The sequence below is a fragment of the Synechococcus sp. F70.1 genome (genome assembly GCF_047502745.1).
Taxonomy (GTDB): domain Bacteria; phylum Cyanobacteriota; class Cyanobacteriia; order Thermostichales; family Thermostichaceae; genus Thermostichus.
In genome coordinates, this window is the sequence record NZ_JANSJL010000087.1 from 10,750 (window position 1) to 29,484 (window position 18,735).

General features: G+C 59.8%; 16 protein-coding genes, 1 tRNA gene and 1 pseudogene. 3 read left to right on the forward strand and 15 right to left on the reverse strand.

Translation table 11 applies throughout. The features are described from left to right. Positions 1–115: 115 nt before the first annotated feature. From ndhI to NW860_RS08785, 4 genes are read right to left on the reverse strand one after another with little or no spacing between them, the layout of a single operon-like run. Complete coding sequence (gene ndhI, locus NW860_RS08770; protein ID WP_414513673.1) at positions 116–718, reverse strand: NAD(P)H-quinone oxidoreductase subunit I; 603 nt, start codon at positions 716–718, stop codon at positions 116–118. Positions 719–753: 35 nt separating this feature from the next. Further along, positions 754–1,875, reverse strand: coding sequence for an NADH-quinone oxidoreductase subunit NuoH (gene nuoH / locus NW860_RS08775; RefSeq protein ID WP_414513674.1), 1,122 nt, complete (start codon positions 1,873–1,875; stop codon positions 754–756). 46 nt (positions 1,876–1,921) lie between these two features. After that, complete coding sequence (locus tag NW860_RS08780; RefSeq protein WP_414393585.1) at positions 1,922–2,125, reverse strand: hypothetical protein; 204 nt, start codon at positions 2,123–2,125, stop codon at positions 1,922–1,924. Between the two features lie 29 nt (positions 2,126–2,154). After that, positions 2,155–3,339 (reverse strand): NAD(P)H-quinone oxidoreductase subunit H, encoded by a 1,185-nt coding sequence (locus NW860_RS08785; protein ID WP_414393799.1) that lies wholly within the window; start codon positions 3,337–3,339, stop codon positions 2,155–2,157. 150 nt (positions 3,340–3,489) lie between these two features. Between NW860_RS08785 and NW860_RS08790 the strand changes: the two genes are divergently transcribed. Beyond that, on the forward strand, positions 3,490–3,801 hold the full coding sequence (locus NW860_RS08790) for a DUF3288 family protein (protein WP_414405575.1): 312 nt from the start codon (positions 3,490–3,492) through the stop codon (positions 3,799–3,801). 20 nt (positions 3,802–3,821) lie between these two features. Here the strand turns inward: NW860_RS08790 and NW860_RS08795 are convergent, their stop codons facing one another. Further along, positions 3,822–4,379: a carboxymuconolactone decarboxylase family protein gene (locus tag NW860_RS08795; protein WP_414393582.1), complete on the reverse strand. Its 558-nt coding sequence runs from the start codon at positions 4,377–4,379 to the stop codon at positions 3,822–3,824. 106 nt (positions 4,380–4,485) lie between these two features. After that, entirely contained in the window at positions 4,486–4,737 is a 252-nt protein-coding gene (locus NW860_RS08800) for a hypothetical protein (protein WP_414405574.1), read from the reverse strand. 217 nt (positions 4,738–4,954) lie between these two features. On the opposite strand from NW860_RS08800, the gene NW860_RS08805 reads away from it, so the two are divergent. Further along, positions 4,955–5,034 (forward strand) — tRNA-Leu (locus tag NW860_RS08805). Between the two features lie 57 nt (positions 5,035–5,091). Here NW860_RS08805 and NW860_RS08810 read toward each other — a convergent pair. The 5 genes from NW860_RS08810 to NW860_RS08830 form a co-directional block, all read right to left on the reverse strand. Next, the gene (locus NW860_RS08810; protein WP_414513772.1) at positions 5,092–6,810 is read right to left on the reverse strand and encodes an ArnT family glycosyltransferase; all 1,719 of its coding nucleotides are present in this window, start codon (positions 6,808–6,810) and stop codon (positions 5,092–5,094) included. A gap of 79 nt (positions 6,811–6,889) precedes the next feature. Then, entirely contained in the window at positions 6,890–8,524 is a 1,635-nt protein-coding gene (locus tag NW860_RS08815; RefSeq protein WP_414513678.1) for a DUF2254 family protein, read from the reverse strand. A 34-nt stretch (positions 8,525–8,558) separates the two neighbouring features. After that, positions 8,559–10,019, reverse strand: coding sequence for a signal recognition particle-docking protein FtsY (gene ftsY, locus NW860_RS08820; RefSeq protein ID WP_011429650.1), 1,461 nt, complete (start codon positions 10,017–10,019; stop codon positions 8,559–8,561). A gap of 94 nt (positions 10,020–10,113) precedes the next feature. After that, entirely contained in the window at positions 10,114–10,962 is an 849-nt protein-coding gene (purU, locus tag NW860_RS08825; RefSeq protein WP_011429651.1) for a formyltetrahydrofolate deformylase, read from the reverse strand. 297 nt (positions 10,963–11,259) lie between these two features. Further along, the gene (locus tag NW860_RS08830) at positions 11,260–11,598 is read right to left on the reverse strand and encodes a TatA/E family twin arginine-targeting protein translocase (RefSeq protein WP_414513680.1); all 339 of its coding nucleotides are present in this window, start codon (positions 11,596–11,598) and stop codon (positions 11,260–11,262) included. A 193-nt stretch (positions 11,599–11,791) separates the two neighbouring features. Between NW860_RS08830 and secA the strand changes: the two genes are divergently transcribed. Continuing rightward, positions 11,792–14,647: a preprotein translocase subunit SecA gene (gene secA, locus NW860_RS08835; RefSeq protein ID WP_414513682.1), complete on the forward strand. Its 2,856-nt coding sequence runs from the start codon at positions 11,792–11,794 to the stop codon at positions 14,645–14,647. A gap of 25 nt (positions 14,648–14,672) precedes the next feature. Here the strand turns inward: secA and NW860_RS08840 are convergent, their stop codons facing one another. From NW860_RS08840 to NW860_RS08855, 4 genes and pseudogenes are all read right to left on the reverse strand, one after another. Then, complete coding sequence (locus NW860_RS08840; RefSeq protein WP_414348131.1) at positions 14,673–15,425, reverse strand: PspA/IM30 family protein; 753 nt, start codon at positions 15,423–15,425, stop codon at positions 14,673–14,675. Between the two features lie 34 nt (positions 15,426–15,459). After that, complete coding sequence (locus tag NW860_RS08845) at positions 15,460–15,693, reverse strand: hypothetical protein (protein ID WP_414513775.1); 234 nt, start codon at positions 15,691–15,693, stop codon at positions 15,460–15,462. Between the two features lie 88 nt (positions 15,694–15,781). Then, positions 15,782–16,168, reverse strand: a pseudogene (locus NW860_RS08850) (polysaccharide deacetylase family protein); the annotation flags it as partial. 9 nt (positions 16,169–16,177) lie between these two features. Further along, entirely contained in the window at positions 16,178–18,625 is a 2,448-nt protein-coding gene (locus NW860_RS08855; RefSeq protein ID WP_414513685.1) for a DUF3656 domain-containing U32 family peptidase, read from the reverse strand. Between the last annotated feature and the right edge of the window lie 110 nt (positions 18,626–18,735).

Below are 18,735 nucleotides of genomic sequence, written 5' to 3' on the forward strand. Positions count from 1 at the left end.
TGGATCTGCGCCTACGCCGATACCGACAGCTAGACCTGTCCCAGTGCTGACTCCCCCGTCCGCTCCGAAGCCATCTCCAACTCCCGACTGAGGTGAGATTGTTCCGGCGCTGTTCCTAGGTATCTGCAGCAGCTTTGGCCGCTCTCATTTCCGCCAGAATCTCCTCCGGTCGCTTGCCAGCTCGCTGGGATCCGGTAGGCAGGTCGTGGGGATCGATCACCCCCTTGGGCAGGTAGGCAAACTCCCGTAGAGGTGTCACCATTGGATCCTCTGTTACTTTGGAAGGCAGGCGACCTAGCGCCACCTGATGGTAGTTCAGCTCGTGGCGGTCGTAGGTGGCTAGCTCATAATCTTCGGTAACCGAGAGGCAATTGGTGGGGCAAAACTCTACGCAGTTGGCGCAGAAAATGCACACTCCAAAATCGATGCTGTAGCTGTAGAGCTCTTTTTTCTTCAGCTCGGCGTTATAGACCCAGTCCACCACGGGCAGGTCGATGGGGCAAACCCGAACACAGATTTCACAGGCGATGCATTTATCAAACTCAAAATGGATACGTCCCCGAAAGCGCTCAGAGGGGATCAGCTTCTCAAAGGGGTACTGAACAGTCACGGGCCGGCGGTTCATGTGGTCGAAGACGACCCCCATCCCCTGACCAATGTACTTAGCAGCCTTGAAGGCATCGCTTACGTATTCGCCAACGCGCTTTAGAAAAGTCATGACCTATTTCCTCTCCCTTGCTGCTTCTACTTTCATTAACCCCCGAAAAAGGTTGGGAAGGCCAGCTTCAAAGCTGCCGTCAACAGCAAATTGACAAACGAGACGGGCAGCAAAAACTTCCACCCCAAGTCCAAGAGCTGGTCAATGCGCACCCGCGGCACGGTCCAGCGCAAGAGGATAGCCAAAAACACAAAGATAAAGGCCTTGACCATCGTCATAACAATGCCCAAGGCTGCGGCTGCAATCTGCAAAAAGGGATTGTCTAGCGGGATCCCCATCCACGCCGCAATAGCTTCCACCGGCACCACGAAGGACCAGCCCCCTAGGTACAGCACTGCCGCGATTAGAGAAGCCAGCAGCAGGTTGGCGTAGGAGCCTAGATAAAACAGGGCAAACTTGATGCCGGAGTACTCGGTGTGGTAGCCAGCCACCAGCTCTTCCTCGGCCTCCGGTAGGTCAAAGGGAATCCGCTCCGTCTCTGCCAGCGCCGAGATCAAGAAGATGACAAAGCCAATCGGCTGCCGCCAGACGTTCCAACTAAGGATCCCCAGGCCACTTTGCTGCTCCACGATCCCCACGGTGTCTAGGCCGTTGCTCATCAGCACCACCGCCAGCACCGACAGGGCCAAGGGCAGCTCGTAGCTAATCGATTGGGCCGCCGCCCGCAGACCCCCCAGCAGGGAATACTTGTTGTTGGAGCCGTAGCCGGACATCAACAAGCCAATGGGCTGCACGCTGGAGGTGGCGATCAGAAAAAGGACGCCGATGGCGATGTTGGAGATCAGTAGATTCTGGCCGAAGGGAACCACCAGATAGCACAGAAAGACGGGCAGAAAAACCAGGATGGGACCCAGCGTGAACAAAACTGGGTCAGCTAGGCTGGGCAGTACATCTTCCTTCGTTAAGAGCTTGATGCCATCGGCAATCGGGATCAGTACCCCGTGGGGCCCAGCCATGTTGGGGCCAATCCGCTGTTGGGCCGCCGCCGAGATCTTGCGCTCCAGCCAGGTCATGACCATCACTCCCAAGGTGGCAGCGAGAACCATGAGCACCATGGGCAGAGGTACCCATAGAGCGTGGGCAGCGCCTGGGCTTAGGCCCAAGTTTTGTAGGGCCATCTCAAAGCTGTGCTGCAAGTCGATGCCAGCAGTGGTCATGGAGTCAAGTAGCTCCCTAAAGACAGTGGATTGCAAATACTGCTAATTAGGTCTTGCCGTTGGGATCCGACTGGGGAGGGCGGTGGCGGCGGCGTAGCTCCTGTTGAATGATGGCCTGGAGGCGGGCATCGGATAACTCTTCGGCACGGCGACGCCTTTCTTCTTGGTACTTGGCCCATTGCTTGGGGCCAATAATTGCGGCAATGGTTACAACAATTAAAAGCGGCAGAACCAAGATCGCCCAGGCCATCGCCTTTGTCCTCGCTTTCCTAGAGTATCTTAGCGATCCACCTCCCCCATGATGATGTCGATGCTGCCCAGAATGGCAATCATATCGGCCACCTTCATGCCGCGAACCAGCTGAGGCAACACCTGGAGGTTGACAAAGCCAGGCGGACGAATCTTCCAGCGCCAAGGACAGACATTGTCGTCGCCAACAATGTAAATCCCCAGCTCCCCTTTGGCGCTCTCCACCCGCACGTAGGCCTCCCCTTTGGGGATCTTGAAGTTGGCCGAGGGCTTCTTGCTGATGAACTGGTAGTCCAGTTGATTCCACTCCGACTTTGGCCCCTCCAGCATGCGTTTGGCTTCCAGATTTTCAAAGGGGCCGCCGGGCAGGGCTTTCACTGCCTGCTGGACAATTTTGCAGGACTCGCGCATCTCCTTCATGCGCACCCGATAGCGGGCCAGGCAGTCCCCTTCGGGGTAAACGGCCACCTCCCAGTCGAAGTCGTCGTAGCACTCGTAGTGGTCTACTTTGCGCAGATCCCAGTTGACGCCGCAGGCCCGCAGCATGGGTCCAGAGAGGCCCCAGTTGATGGCATCCTCCTTGGAAATGACCCCCACCCCTTCCAGCCGCCGCCGGAAGATGGGGTTGTCGGTAACCAACCGTTCGTACTCATCCACTTTGGGCAGGAAGTACTCGCAAAAGTCCAAACACTTTTCCGTCCAGCCGTAGGGCAAGTCCACCGCCACGCCCCCGACGCGGAAGTAGTTGTTGTTGATGAGGCGCATGCCGGTGACGGCTTCAAACAGGTCTAGAATCCACTCCCGCTCCCGCATGGCGTAGAGGAAGGGGGTTTGGGCGCCCAAGTCCGCCAAGAAAGGGCCAAACCAAAGTAGGTGATTGGTGATGCGGGTTAGCTCCAGCATGATCACCCGCAGGTAGCTAGCCCGCTTGGGCACGCTGATCCCGGCCAGCTTCTCGACGGCGTTGACAGTAATGGCCTCGTTGAACATGCCAGCCCCATAGTCCCAGCGGGAGACGTAGGGCAGGTATTGCACCACGGTGCGGTTTTCGGCAATTTTTTCCATGCCGCGGTGCAGATAGCCAATCACGGGCTCGCAGTCGACGATGTTTTCACCATCGAGGGTGACCAGCAGGCGCAAGACCCCATGCATGGAAGGGTGGTGCGGCCCAAAGTTGAGCAGCATCCGATCGGTACGGGTCTCGATCATGGGCATGGGCATAGCCGCCACCTCCGCAATGAGGTTCATACTCTGCAACAATTGCAGTATAGCGGCTTTCCCACTTTTCCTCGATGGCTTTAGACATCAAGGATCCCAATCCTCGCCATTGGCCTTGGCTAAAGTGGTGAAAAAGGAGGGAGGGCGATGACCGGTTCTTCTGCCAATGGCTCCTCTCGACGCGAGCAGCAACACCCGCAATACCACATCGATCGAGCTCTCCTCAACGAGCTGATGGCCCAGGAGGGCCCTCCCTCCGATTGGGCGCTGGCGGAAGTGGCCCGTCTGCGCATCCGTTACCATGGTTTCCCCGGCGCCTGGGATCTACAGCGAGATTTGGATCAGATCCTGGAGCGGTGGGGCCTCAGCGAAGAAGATCTATTCGCCCGCACTCGCCAAATCCACGCCCTCGGCCAGGTGTACGACCGCAGCTTTACCACCCGAGACGATTGGGCTTAGGGGAGACTTCTAGCGGCCAGCTAGGAGGCCTGGAGTTGCTCGGCAAAAACGGGATCCAGAGGCACATCCAAAGCGGCGATGACCTTGGTCCAGAAGTTCATGAAGCCAATCCAGGCCGAGAGCTCCACCAGATCTTCGTCTGACCAAATAGCTTTGAGGCGGGCAAAGAAGCTGTCGGTCACCACCATGCTGGGCACGGTCATGCGCTCGGCGTACTCGATGGCTAGCTTCTCAGCTTCAGTGTAGAGGGAGCTGGTGCGGGCCTGCGCCACCGCTGCAATTTTGGCTGGGGGGACCCCCAGTTTTTGCGCCTGCAGGGTGTGGTAGGGCAGGCAGTAGTGGCGGCAGCCGTTGATCTGGGCAATGCGGATGCTGATCAGTTCTTTTAGCTCCTCAGGCAGGTTGGGATTTTGCGTGTGCAGCGCCCCATAGAGGTTCATCACCGCCCGCATCAGTTGAGGCTTGTGGGCCATTACCTGCAAGGGGTTCAGGGCAGTGCCGTAGGTTTTTTCCAGGCTTTCGTAAACCTTCTGCAGTTGCTTGTCGGCTTTCTCGGGAGTAACAGGAGGGATCCGCATGGACTGTCTATAGCAATTGCCGCATTCTCGACTTTAGCGCGTTTGGGAGATCTGCCCAAGCCTTCCACCCTCCTGTCCTGGCTGCTTTCTCTTCGCAAGCCCCAGTTCAATTGCCCAAGGACTGCTCAATGGCTTCCACTTGCTGCTGGGTAGCGGTGGCTCCTTGGTTGAGGGTTTGTTGCAGTTGATCCCGCGACTGGTAGATCTGCAGCGGCCCTCCCTGCGGGATCCCTTGCTGGGCGGCCTCGGGACTGGCCTGTTCCGGCCTTGGCTCCGAGCTCAAGGGGTTGCGGTAGAGGCGGTTGACCAGCAGAAAGCCCACCAGCACCGCGGCAGCAGCCACCAAAAGTCGAATCATAGGGGATCCCTTGCAAACCGCTAGTTCTAGACCTAGAATGCCCCAAAAGAGCGACGAGTATCAGAAGGCTAGGAGCCCTCTCCCCACGAAGAAAGTAAGAGCAACCTCAACAGGTCTCTAGGGGCATGGATCCCGTTGGCTCCCAGTTGTCAGCCGGGTTGGGGCAGCAAAGTTGACGGGCCTCTGTCCCTTCAGTACGATAATGGAGGATCTAGCTGGGCGAGTGGCGGAACTGGTAGACGCACCGCACTCAAAATGCGGCGGGAAACCGTGTCGGTTCGAATCCGACCTTGCCCATGGCAAAGTGACCTGCCTGCTTCCACGACCTGCAGCTAGCAGCAGAGTTCACCTCCACTACCCCGCTTTCAAGCGGCGCACCAGTTGCCAGCCCTCCACCTCGGCCAAAGGCTGCAGCCCCAGATTCTGGATCGATATCTGCTGAGCTTGGACAGGAGAGACCCACAGGTAATCCCCATGTTTCCCTGCTTGCAGGGCCTGGTTATCCACCCACCGTCCTGGGTTGGGGGTGTAGAAGGCAAGGGCCTGGGCCTGACAGACGTCCGCTAGGCCGCTGCGGCCAATGTCCACCGTGGGAAAATCAGGGTCTGCAGAGCCCAGCATCTGTTTCCAGTCCATCTGGGCAAAGGCGGGATTGAAATTGCCGAAGTCAGGCCGCAGAACAATGCTGACCATGGTGAGGATGCTGGCAGCTAGAAGCGTGCCCACCCAGAGTTCGCCGGCATAGTGCAGCACCCGCCGCCAGCTCCAGATCGCTGGCAAGAGCAGATACAACAGGCCGATCGCCATCAATGGCCAAGCGTGGGGTTGGAGCAGACCCAGTCCCTCGACGTCCCGCTTGAGGGCCAGCCCCAAACCCAAAAGCAGGGTTCCCACCGCCGCCAGCCCCCAAGAGAGCACCTGGGCCACATGGGGTCTGTCGCGGCGAGAGCCTCGTCCTACTGTTGCCGGCAAGGCGGAGCGGAGCGGAAATGGCAGAGCTTGATCCAGAACCACCCCCGCTAGGAGAGCTAGCCAGGGATAGAGCTGTACCGTGTAGTAGGGCGTTTTGGTGGGATAGAGCTGCAAGAGCAAAAACAACAGCAGGGGGAAAGACCAAACCAGCAGGGTGGATCCCGGCTTTTGCCGCAGCAGCAGCCAGCCTCCCACCAAGGCCAAAACCGTCCAGGGGAAGCCATGGATCGGGATGTGCCAAAAGTAATACCAGCCGGTGGCATCGGCATGGAAGGGTTCTTGCCCCAGATCCCACACCTTCCCCACCAAAGCAGCTAGCACCTTTGGGCCGTGCACCCCTACAGCCGGCACTAGCCACAGGCCAAAGATCCCCAAGCCCAGGCCAATTGCCAGCCAAAATTGGGCAGATCCCAGCCAGTGCCGCCGCTGCTGCCACAGGTAGGGGATCAAAGCCACCGCCGGCAGCAGGATCATGGCGCTCTTCATCAAAAGGCCCAGTCCAAAGGCCACTCCCGCCAACCAGAACCAGCGCCGGTGGCCGCGGATGCCGTTCACTATGCCTAGGATCCCCAGGAGCTCCAGGCAGGTTAGAGGCACATCCTGACCCACCAGCCGCCCCTGCTGCACCCAGAGGTAGCACAGGGGCAAAACTGCCATTCCCAAGAGGGCCGCCCGGCTTGGCAAAAAGGCCCGCCCAATCCAGCCGATGAGGGGGATGGAAAGCAAAGCCGCCAGGATCCCGGGCAGCCGCGCCGCCCACTCGTTTACGCCATAAAGGGCAAAGCTGAGGGCCACGCTCCAGGTAAGTAGGGGAGGCTTCTCAAAAAAAGGCTCTCCCAGAAAAGTTGGCCCCAGCCAGTTGCCTCCCCGCAGCAGCTCGCGAGCCATCTGGGCGTAAAAGCTCTCGTCACAACCAGCCAAACTGGGATCCGCTCCCGAGAGCACAAACAGCGGCACTGCCAGGCCCACGATCAATAGGCTCAAAGCCCAAAAGGAAAACAGATGCGGGTCGCGGCGAAACTGGACAAAAGAGCTGGCTGGGGGCAGGGATCCCCGGCGAGGAGCACTGCCCAAACGGTTGGGGTTGCCGAAGGGACGCATGAACAAGCCCTCTGGAACGGCACCAAGTGGCGGCTCTAACCAGACTAGACTCTGCAGAAGGAGATCTGGCCTTTTCTTTTTACGGAAGCTCCAGGGATCCAGGAACGCCCTCCAGGCTGGCTGGCAGAGAGGTTAGTCCCTGAAACCAGCTGAAAAACTGCTCGGCATAGGGTCGAAGGGTAGGCTCCAGGTAGTAGAAGTTCTCCGCCCGATCCGTAAACTCCCAAAACTCAGAAGCAGTGCAGTAGAGTTCCTGGCGGATGATCTGCAGTCGGGCCAAAGGCTCCTGTTGCATATCCTCATAGATCAGCCTGGCCAAATCCTCCCGCCCACGGCTGAGGAAATAGGCTGCTAGCCGCGCCTGGGTTTTCCGGATCCCGCGCAGGGTCATTTCCTGCTGCTCGCTTTCCGGGTCTTGGTCCAGGTGGAGCAGGACTTGTAGGATGGCCTCCGTTGTCTCTGACTGCAGCGCGCAGCTGAGTTGGGCCAGCACCCCTAGGTCAAAGCCAAAGGTTTCAGAAAGGAAAAGTAAGCCGGCCTTGTAGGCCACTAGGCTGTAGTAGCGAAAATGGCCGACCATCTCCAAGACCAACGCCGACTGCTGATGGCGCAAAGCGGCCTCGGCCAGCAAACGGTACTGCTTGAGCAGGTTGTAGCCGCTGCGGATATCCCGCGCATTGATCACCGCCCGCAAGTAGGTGTTGAAGAACTTGATCACCCAGCCGACCAGCCGGAGCTCCCGGCTTTGCAGGGCGCGGATCCCCAGCTCCCGCGTGTGAATGGCCACCAGAGTACTTGCTTGCCGCAGGCCATTGAGGCCCTCAGTAAACAGGGCCTGATACTGCCGCAGGATCTTCAGCTCCAGCCAGGATCCCTCCGCTTCGACTTGGCGCAACAGCCCCTCATCCACTGAGGCAAAGTCCGGATCTCGCCGCAGCGCTGGCGTCCAGAGAAACCAGGAGCGGGGTAGGTGCGCCTTGTGCTGGGCATAGAACATCCACAGGGCCTTTAGGCTATCCAAGGCTTCCAGGAGGATGACCTCCTCCCGTTGGCGCAGGGCGCTGATGGCAATACTTTTGATTTCATCCAAGGCCGAGAGGCAGCGCTGATGGGCGGCAGCGCAAGGTTGTAGTGCAGAGGGCTGCCGCTGTTCTAATCTGGATCGTGAGGATTTGGAGGCAAGGGATCCCAAGATCGCCTGCTGCACCTGCTGCTCAATGCGGCGAATAATCGAAGTCGGCTGTAGGAAGTGAAACACAAAGCTGAAGTAGGGGATGAGCACCAAAAACGAGGCCGTACCCAGCAGTAGGTTTAGCCCAATCAGGAGCTGGGGATCCTCGTAGAAACCCAGGGCCACCGAGCTCCACAAACTGACCACATTCGCCAAAATCAAAAACGAGAAGAGGTAGAAATTGGTCTTCTCCCGCAGAAACAACTCGGTAACTTTGGGGGTGAAGCGATCAGCACTCAACTGCACCACAATGGCCACCACCGAGAGGGTAAAGCCCAGCATCCCCGACAGCACCTCGGCCAAGGTGACCACAAACTCCTGCAGCGCTCCTGGCTGCTGAACGGGTTGGGCAAGAGCCAACGCCAAGCCGGCTTGGATCCAGCGGTGCGCCCCCCCTGCCCAGGCTAGGCCTGCCACCACCCCCACCGCACTCCAAAGCCAAACTTGAGAGCGAGGCTTGGCAGCGTTTGCGGCTAAACCCATCTCCTCTCCCCCCACCACCTTACCCAATAGGAGCTCAATATTCGCTAAGAAGAGCCTCCACAAACTCGTAGCTGGAAAAAGGCCTTAGATCCTCCAACCCCTCGCCAGCTCCAATAAAGCGGATAGGCAGGTTCATCTGCTGGGTAATAGCTAGGGCGATCCCTCCTTTGGCGGTGCTGTCCAGCTTGGTGAGGATGACGCCGGTTAGCTTGGCCACTTCGGCAAACACCTGGGCCTGGCGCAGGCCGTTTTGCCCTTGGGTAGCATCCAAAACCAAGAGGCTTTCCACCTTGGCTTCGGGAGCTTTCTTGTCGATGATGCGGCGGATCTTGGCCAGCTCCTCCATCAGGTTCTTCTTGTTCTGCAGGCGGCCTGCTGTATCTACCAAGAGCAACTCGGTGCCTCTGGCCTTGGCGGCGGTGATGGCATCAAACACCACGGCGGCCGGGTCAGCGTTAGGGGAAGGGTTGGCGATGACCTCCACCCCCGCCCGCTCTGCCCAGATCTTGAGCTGCTCTATGGCGGCAGCGCGGAAGGTGTCGGCAGCAGCAATTAGACACTGGTAGCCGGACTGGCGGGCCACATGGGCAATTTTGCCGATGGTGGTGGTCTTGCCCACCCCATTCACGCCCACGATCAGCCAGATGTTGAGCGTGCCCCGCTGGGGCGCAAAGGTGGGATCCCCTACCGTCAGCATCTGCCGCATCTGCTGCTTGAGGTACTTCACCGCCTCCTCTGGAGGCACCACCTCCTCCCGCATGCGTTTTTGCAGGGCCTGGAGGATCTGCTCGGTGGCCTCAACGCCCACATCCGCCTGCAGCAGCATCGTCTCAATGGTTTCGACCGCCTCCCGATCAAGAGGCCCCCGGCCCATTAGAGCCTTTAATTGGTTGATCAGGTTGAGGCGGGTTTTGCCCAGACTTCGCCGCAGCTTCTGCAGCCAGGAAATTTCTTCTACGGAGATCTCTTCGGGCTTGCGTCCTTGGGCCGCCAGGATCTCGGCTGACCAGCGGAAGCCCTCGTCGAAAACCAGCTCTTCCGCCGCCGACTCTGCCGACTCTGGAGGTGGGGCAGCAGGAGCAACAACGCTGGCAGGGATCGGCTCCGGTTCCTCCACGGCGCTTGCCTTTAGGGCCTGCAGGCGCTCGGCAGCGCGAGGAGCCAGATCAAAAAAGGAGGGGACAGCAGCCGGCTGCTCAGGAGACGATGAGGGAGAGGCGGCTTCAGGTGCTGTAGCTGCTGGAGCAGAGGGCTGGGATCCCTCGCTTGCAGGGGGTTCTGGGGCGGCTGGGGAGACAACCTCTGCTTGAGTAGCTTTGGCGGCAGCCCGCGCTTTTAGGTTGGCATAGGCGGCTTTAGCAAAGGCCAAATAGTCCTCTGGCGACATGGCAGCCGGCTCTGCCGCTGGGGGAGTTGCCGACTCGGCCTTTTGGGGAGAGGACTCTGCTTCACCCTTGGAGTCGGTGTAGCGACGGCGAAACCAATCAAAGGCCATAATCCCACCTCTAGCCTGACTTTTTTCCAGTTTGGCAAAGCAGCTTCTTTTCCAGAGCTCGGCCTTTGCACCCAAAGAGGAAGGGACAGTTTCCCTAGGCAAACACCACCGTTTTGTTGCAGTACACCAGGACGCGATTTTCTAGGTGATAGCGCACGGCCCGGGCCAGGACCAGGCGCTCCACGTCGCGGCCTTTGCGGATGAGGTCAGCTACCGTGTCGCGGTGACTCACCCGCACTACGTCCTGCTCGATGATTGGCCCTTCATCCAGCTCCTCGGTGGCGTAGTGGGCAGTGGCGCCGATGATCTTGACGCCCCGCTGGTGTGCACGCTGGTAGGGGTTAGCACCGGCAAAAGCAGGCAGCGTAGAGTGGTGAATGTTGATCACCGGGGGCGCCTGGCGGAGCAGCCACCCACTCAAGACCTGCATGTATTTGGCCAGCACCACCAAGTCAATCCGATATTCCTGCAGCAAGGCAAGTTGTCGGGCCTCTGCCTCGGCTCTGTTTTCTGGAGAAACGGGGATGTGGTAGTAGTCGATGCCAAAAGAGCGGGCCAGCGGCTCCAAGTCGGGGTGGTTGCTGATGATCAGAGGGATCTCCGCCGGCAGCTCCCCAGCCCTCTGCCGCCAGATGAGATCCAACAGACAGTGGGGTTGCTTGCTAACCCACACCGCAATGCGCCGGCGCGTATCGGAAAAATGTAGCTCCCAGTTGGCCTGGATCCCGCGGGCAATGCCGGAGAAGGCAGGAACAATCTCCGACCGTTCTAGCCGAAAGCCTTCTAAATCCCACTCGATGCGGCTTAGGAACAACCCTGCCTCGAGATCCGTGTGGTGGTCAGCGTGAAGAATGTTGCCGTCGTAGCTGTAGATGAAGTTGGAGAGCTTGGCTACCAGGCCTTTTTGATCGGGACAGGACACCAATAGGGTAGCCGTGGGCATAGAAGTGCAAAGAGCTCGCCCCTTTACCCTAGGACTTGGATTGGTCTGAGGGCAAGCGCCTCTGGACAGGGGGTTTCAGTCTTGAGCTCTTGCAACAACCCAGAACCCCCCGGCTGGCTGTCCCAACGCCTGAAGTTGATGGGAATTACATCACCGCTGAGGAGTCGGCGAGGGACAGCTCCTGAGAATAACTCGAGGGGTTTTGGCCGTGCTGCTGCAGCCAGGCTTTTGCATTCGCCAGGGCATAGTTAGGATTGTCCTTATGCCGAGACAGGGCGGGTCGAAGCGGGGCATTGGCTAGGCAGCATCCGCGCTTGAAGATCCCTCGGAGGGGGAGGCGGCGGCCCCAGGCTCTGCCTCCACAACCGGCTTTGTGGGCATATCGGCTGTGGCAACTGGGTCGGTTTTGAACGGGGCTGCAGGGGCTGTCCGCGGACTAGAGGCGTGGGCGGCTTTTTCCAGCTCCTGGACTTCCTGATTTAGCTGGGCCTCAAACTCCCTGGCAGCATCCTGCAAGCTGCGCAAGGTTTTGGCTAGGGCACGACCAATCTCTGGTAGCTTGCGTGGCCCAAACACCAAGAGAGCCACTGCAAAGATAACCAGCATTTCCGGCAGTCCGACGCCCAAGAAATTCATAAGCCCGGGGAGTGCTTTGTTTCCCTAGCCTGACATCTTCTTGCCCTTGTCCGCAAGCGCTTTTGCCTCTGCTGCAGCAAACTGCCGCTGCCGTCTTGGCTGGGCTACCAGGTCAGCCCCTTTCCGGCCGCCCAAGCCCAGGGGAAGGGAATGATAAAATTGCGTATACCCGTTCTATTGGCCTAGGCTTCCCATGCTCCAAGCCCTACAGAAGCTTCTCGGGGATCCCAACGAGCGCAAGATCCGCAAGTACCTGCCTGTTGTCAAGCTGATCAACTCGCTGGAGATCGAGATTGCCTCCCTTTCCGATGCGGAGCTCAGGGCCAAGACCACCGAGTTTCGCCAGCGCCTAGACAGAGGAGAGTCCCTCGACGAGCTCCTGCCCGAGGCTTTTGCAGTGGTGCGAGAGGCGGCCAAGCGGGTTCTCAACATGCGCCACTACGACGTGCAGCTCATTGGTGGCATGGTGCTGCACGAGGGCCAGATTGCCGAGATGAAAACGGGGGAGGGGAAGACCCTGGTGGCCACCCTACCGGCCTACTTAAACGGCCTGACGGGGAAGGGGGTTCACATCGTTACTGTCAACGGCTATTTGGCCCGGCGAGACTCGGAGTGGATGGGCCAGGTGCACCGCTTCCTGGGCCTGACGGTTGGCTTGGTGCAAGAGGGCATGTCCACCGACGAGAAGCGGCGCAGCTACCACTGCGACATTACTTACTGCACCAACAGCGAACTGGGCTTTGACTACCTGCGGGACAACCTGGCCACCGATATCAGAGAAGTGATGCAGCGGCCCTTTAATTACTGCATTATTGACGAGGTGGACTCCATCCTCATCGACGAGGCCCGCACCCCCTTGATCATCTCTGGCCAGGTGTCCCGTCCCTCCGAGAAGTACCTCAAAGCAGCCCAGGTGGCCCGCGAGCTGATCCGCGACGAGCACTACGAGGTGGATGAAAAAGCCCGCAACATCATCCTCACCGACGAAGGTTTTGAGGCTGCCGAGCGGTTGCTGGGGGTCTCGGATCTGTTCGATCCTAAGGATCCCTGGGCGCACTTTGTCTTTAACGCTGTAAAGGCCAAGGAGCTCTTCATCCGGGATGTCCACTACATCGTCCGCAACCAAGAGGTGGTGATCGTGGACGAGTTCACCGGGCGGGTGCTCCCTGGTCGCCGCTGGTCGGATGGCCTGCACCAGGCCATTGAAGCCAAAGAGGGGGTGCCCATTCAAAGCGAGAGCCAAACCCTAGCCACCGTTACTTACCAAAACCTCTTCCGCCTCTATCCCAAGCTTGCCGGCATGACGGGCACGGCTCGCACTGAGGAAGCAGAGTTTGTTAAAATCTACAACCTCGAAGTGACTGTTATCCCCACCAACCGCCCCATTCGCCGCATAGATGCCCCTGACCTGGTGTACAAGACTGAAAACGCCAAGTGGAAGGCGGTGGTCGAGGAGATTGCCTACATGCACGCCAAGGGGCGGCCCGTTTTGGTGGGAACCACCAGCGTGGAAAAATCCGAACGCCTCTCGGCCATGCTCAAGGAAAGAGGGATCCCCCACAACCTCCTCAACGCCAAGCCGGAGAACGTGGAGCGGGAGGCGGAAATCATTGCTCAGGCGGGTCGCAAAGGTGCCGTAACCATTGCTACCAACATGGCTGGGCGGGGCACGGACATCATCTTGGGTGGCAACGCGGAATACATGGCCCGCCTCAAGCTGCGGGAACGGCTGATGCCCAAGCTGGTGCAGCTGGATCCCGACAACCCCCTGGGATCGGCCTCCACGACAAGCCGCGGCGGCGGTCAAGGGTTTGGCCCAGCCTCGCCCAAGCCGAAAAAGTCCTGGACGGTGGTCTCCCCCAACTTTTACCCCTGTGAGCTCTCAGCTCGCACCAGCCAGGCTTTGGAGGAGGTGGTGGCAGCCGCAGTGGCCAAGTATGGGTTAAACCGCCTGCCGGAGCTGGTGGTGGAAGATCTCATCGCAGTGGCCTCGGAGAAGGCGCCGGTGCAGGATCCCCTGATCTTGCAACTGCGAGAGGTCTACAACAGCATCAAGGCCGAGTACGAAAAGGTCACGGAGGCCGAGCACGAGGAGGTGGTGCGGCTGGGGGGCTTGCATGTCATTGGCACGGAGCGCCACGAGTCCCGCCGCATCGACAACCAGCTGCGCGGCCGCGCCGGCCGGCAAGGAGACCCTGGCTCCTCGCGGTTTTTCCTCAGCCTGGAAGACAACCTGCTCAAGATCTTCGGTGGCGAGCGGGTGGCCAAGCTGATGGACATGTTCCGGGTAGACGAAGACATGCCCATCGAGCACCCGCTCCTGTCGAAAAGCCTAGAAAATGCCCAGCGCAAGGTGGAGGTGTACTACTTTGACCTGCGTAAGCAGGTGTTTGAATACGACGAGGTTCTCAACAACCAGCGGCGGGCTATCTACTCGGAGCGGCGGCGCATTCTGGAAGGGGAGAACCTCAAACCCAAGATCCTGGACTACCTGCGCAAGACCGTTGAGGAGATCGTGCAAGCCCACGTCAACCCAGAGCTGCCGCCGGAGGAGTGGGAAATCGACAAGCTGACGGCCAAGATGCAGGAGTTCATTCCCCTGCTCAAAGACAACCTCAAGGTTGAGGACTTACGGGATCTCTCCTATCAGGAAATCCTCGACTACCTGATCAAACAGGCGGAGATGGCCTACGAGGCCAAAGAGGCCTTCTTGGATACCTTTGAGCCTGGCCTGATGCGGAAGGCTGAGCGCTTTTTCCTGTTGCAGCAGGTGGATACCCTCTGGCGGGAGCACTTGCAACAGATGGAGGCGCTGCGGGAAGCGGTGGGCCTGCGCGGCTATGGCCAGCGGGATCCCCTCATCGAATACAAGAACGAGGGCTACGAGCTGTTCCTAGAGATGCTGGACAACATCCGCCGCAACACCGTGTACAACCTCTTTGTCTTTACACCCCAGATCGTACAAGTGCCGCAGGCAGTGCCCCTGCAAGCGGTGGCTGCTGGTTCCGAGACAAGCCAGGTGCCAGAAGCCGACTTTACCCACGAATAAAGCAAAGCCTCGCTAGGACACGTGATCAAGAGCGCTTCTCGAAGTCCAGATCCGGCAAGGGCAGCTTGGCGGTGCTGCCTCCCTGGCCACTGAGCATAGCTAGGCGGCGGGAGATCTCGTCCTCAAGAGCCATTTCGTCAAGCTGGGCAGCAAGTTGCTCGCTGCGATCCTCGGAGAGCTCGCTGAGGGCGTGGACCTTGAGCTGGCGAGCCTGGATGGCGTTCTTGGCCGCCTCAAATTGGGACTTGGCCGAGTCAATGCTATAGGCGTTGTTAACGCGGGTCATCTGTTCAAGGGCTTTGTTCACCTCGTAGATGTCTTTGAGGTTGCTCAGCTCGCGCTTGTAGAGGGCCAGACGCTCTTTTTCCCGGGCCAGCTTTTCCTTGGCAGCCTTGACATAGCGCTCAGCAGTTTCCACTTGTTCCTTGAGGGGGCCAAGAGCGGCCTCAATGCGCAGGGCTTCGGCCATAGCTAGGCGAGCGGCTTCTTGATCCCCCCGTTGCATAGCCAGGCGAGCCTTGTTCTCCAGCGCCTGGTACTCCCGCACCTTTTGCACGTACTTTTGCTCGGCCCGCTGGTAGGCAGCTACCTGGGTGGCGACGGCTTCGGTGAGACGCTGCACAGTCTCCTGCATGGTTCGCACCGATTCTTCGGCCACCGCCACTGCCTCTGCCCCGCCTTTTTCCACCGGCAGCCCCCAAAGCCAATTCCACGTGCCCACGATGAGGCTGCCGGCTCGCTGCCCGAAAATGCCGTAGATGATCTTGCGCACGCCCACGGCTTGCCCTCCCTATCGCTGCCTTTCACTGTATTCAATTTCCTCTGCAACTGGGAAGATTGCCAGAAAGGGGCAGGCGGACAAAGTCAAACCCTTGCTCCCCCAAGGCCGGGATCAAACGGCGGACTACCTCGGCTGCCTGAGATCCCCCCCGGACGCCGTCGTGGAGCACAATCAGGGAGCCGGGCCGCACTTGGTTGAGCACCCGCTCCACCACCACGGCCACCGGCGGGCAGAGCCAATCCTCCGGCACCACACTCCACATCACCGGTAGATACCCCCAGGAGCGCGAGTCGGTTAGCGTCCGGGGCGAAGAGACCGTTGGGGGGGCGCACAGCCCGATACTCTTCTGGGGTGCCGCCACAGGCAGCCGCGAGGGTATCCTGGCTGCGTCGCAAGCTCTGTAGCAGTTCGCCTCGGCTAAGCTGGGTAAACGAGCGGTGCTGCCAGCCGTGCAGGCCAATGCCGTGGCTCTGTTGGCGGATTTTCCGGGCCAGGTGGAGCCAGCGCTGCACCCGTTCCCCCAACACAAAGAAGGTGGCTGGTACCTGAAACTCCTGTAAAACTTGCAACAGGGTCGGCGTGTATTCAGGGTGAGGGCCATCGTCAAAGGTAAGGGCCACCTGTCGCTTCTGAGGATCTGGCGGTAAGTCCCAGAGAGCCTCAGGAAAAAGGGTCTTGAGGCCCTGCTGCAGAAGGGGGTAGAGGGCAGAGGGGAGGATCTGCGGCGGCCAAAAGGGCATAGATTGACCTCAACTTTCCAGAGAGCCCCTTGTTACCCCCAACTGGCTGTACAGCTTTAGCTCCCGCCACAGTTGAGAGCCACTCATCTGGCCCTGGAGGAGCTGTTGATAGCAGCGTAGGGTTTGCTGAACCTGCTCGGCAGACTCCCGCAAGAACTCAATGCGCAGATATCGCAACCCCAGCGCCAGGAGCTGCGACACATATTCTGCCCCAGTTTGGGCTTTGCCATTGTAGAGGGTGTTGCGGCAGCCAGCATCGGCTTTCAAAATGTGCTCCACATTGGCCCTGTCCCTCAGCCTTACTTCGTGCTTTTCGCAGGGGCGGCCACAGTTGGTGTAATCCGTGCCACTGGACAAAAAGGCGCAGAAGACGCAGTGCTCCATGTGGAACATGGGCATGTGCTGGTGGATAGTAACCTCGTACCAATGGGCAGGGCCAGCCTGCAGCAGGGATCCCAGTTGCTCATGGTTGAGGTCATAGGAGGCCGTCAGGCGCTCCAGGCGGTAGCGGCTTTTGAAATAGTGGGCGGTGAGGGGATTGGCCACGTTCAGGGAAAAATCGCCGATGCAGCGCTGGTTGGCGAAAAAGCGTAGGTGGTCGTAGTTTCGCACCAGATAGCCATCGGCTCCTGCCGCCAGCACCTGTTTTAGAATCCAAGTTTCCCCTGGCTTAGTGATGCGGGGCGGGGCCGCCCACAGCTCCACCTCGGGGTGAGAAGCTTTGGTAGCGCGGATAACTTCCCGGTAGCGGCGGGGATCCTCAAACTCCAGGTAGATCTGGCGGATGCCACAGGCAATTGCCGCCGACAACTGGGCCGGCTCCCGCACCAACACCACCAGCTGGGGCAATCCCGGCTCGGCTGGCTCTAGGGGAGGCAGCAGGTCTTGCCAGTGGGCGTCAGGATTGAGCTGCCAGCGGCGGGGCCGGGCTCGCAGCGCTTGCAACTGCTCCACTGCCTGGCGCCGCATTTGGTTGAGGACGCTGACCGGCAGCATCACCTCCCCCTCCAGGGCATTGTGCAGGGATCCCAGCCGGAAGGGCGTACCTCCCAGGCGGCCCAGTTGCTGTCGCAGCTTCTCGTCGGTGAGGGGCTGCTGGCGAGCAGGCTGCAAAGGCATGGGGGAATCCACCTGCACCACGTGGCCCTCTTCATCGCGCAGGATGAGGGTCAGGGGCAGTCCGGCCTGGCCATGGACTTCCAGGTGGACGGGGCGGCGGAAGCGCGGCTGATCCCCGGCATAGCTCTGGCGCAGGCGCTTTTCCAGCTCCGGGTCGCTGGTCTTCCAGAGGCGATCCCCTACCCGCAGGCGTTTGAGGTCAATTGCCCCCTGGGCAAAGCTCAGCCAGGCCAACCCCTGCTTCTGGTGCACGCGGTAAACTCGTCCCCCCTGCTCCGGCAGCTCTGGCTCCCCCTGGTCAAACACCACGCCATCCCCCGCCTTGAGGGGAGCTTCCAGGCGCACTCCCACCTGATCCCCCTCGATCCTCACCACCTGCCCTAGGTAAACGCCGCGCTTTTTGCCAAAACGGGCGTGCACCAGCTTCTTGTTGTTGATGCCTCGCAGCCAGCCGGTGTACAGGCCGCGGGAAAAGCTCATCTCCAGCTCGTACCATTCCTGGGCTGAGGGCTGCCACGCCTGCCCTGCCCCCAAGGCGTCCAAGGCCCGCCGATAGATGCGCGTTACGCTGGCTACATATTCTGGGGATTTTAGGCGGCCCTCAATTTTCAAGCAGTGGATCCCTAGCTTGACTAGCTCCGGCAACACCTCCAAGCCAGCTAAATCTTGGGGGCTAAGTAGATACCGCTTCTCTCCCAGATCGCGGCGAACCCCGTCCACCACCAGCTCGTAGGGCAGGCGACAGGCCTGGGCGCACTCCCCGCGGTTGGCCGAGCGTCTCCCCAGCGCCTCGCTGGTTAGGCATTGCCCGGAGTAGGCCACGCACAGGGCCCCATGGACAAACACCTCCAGAGCAATGGGGGATCCCCTCTCTTCCAGATGGGCGCGGATCTTGGCTATTTCCTGGAGGGAACACTCCCGCGCCAGCACCACCACCTCACAGCCCAGCTCGGCAGCAAACTCCGCTCCCACGCCGCTGGTAATAGTCATCTGTGTTGAGGCGTGGATGGGCAGGTCGGGAGAAAGATGCCGAACCAGGCGCGCAATGCCGACATCCTGCACGATGACCGCGTCTACCCCTGCTGCCGTCATCGCGCGGATGTACCGTTCCGCCTCCTCCAGCTCTTCAGGAAAGACCAAGGTATTTAAAGTGACGTAGCCCCTCACGCCGCGCTGGTGCAGCCAGGCCATTAGTTCTGGTAGGTCCGCCTCCGTAAAGTTGCGGGCGCGCAGGCGAGCATTGAACCGTTCCAGTCCGAAGTAGATGGCGTCGGCTCCGTTTTCCACCGCTGCCTTGGCACACTCCCAGTCCCCCGCCGGCGCTAGCAGGAGAGGCATCCGAGCTGGCAAAGACTGCTCTCCAAGGCAGCCTGTTGATCCCCTATCTCTGACAACAGCCTTCATGGGAAGAGAACCCGCCAACCCAAGGGATCCTTTCCCATTCAAAA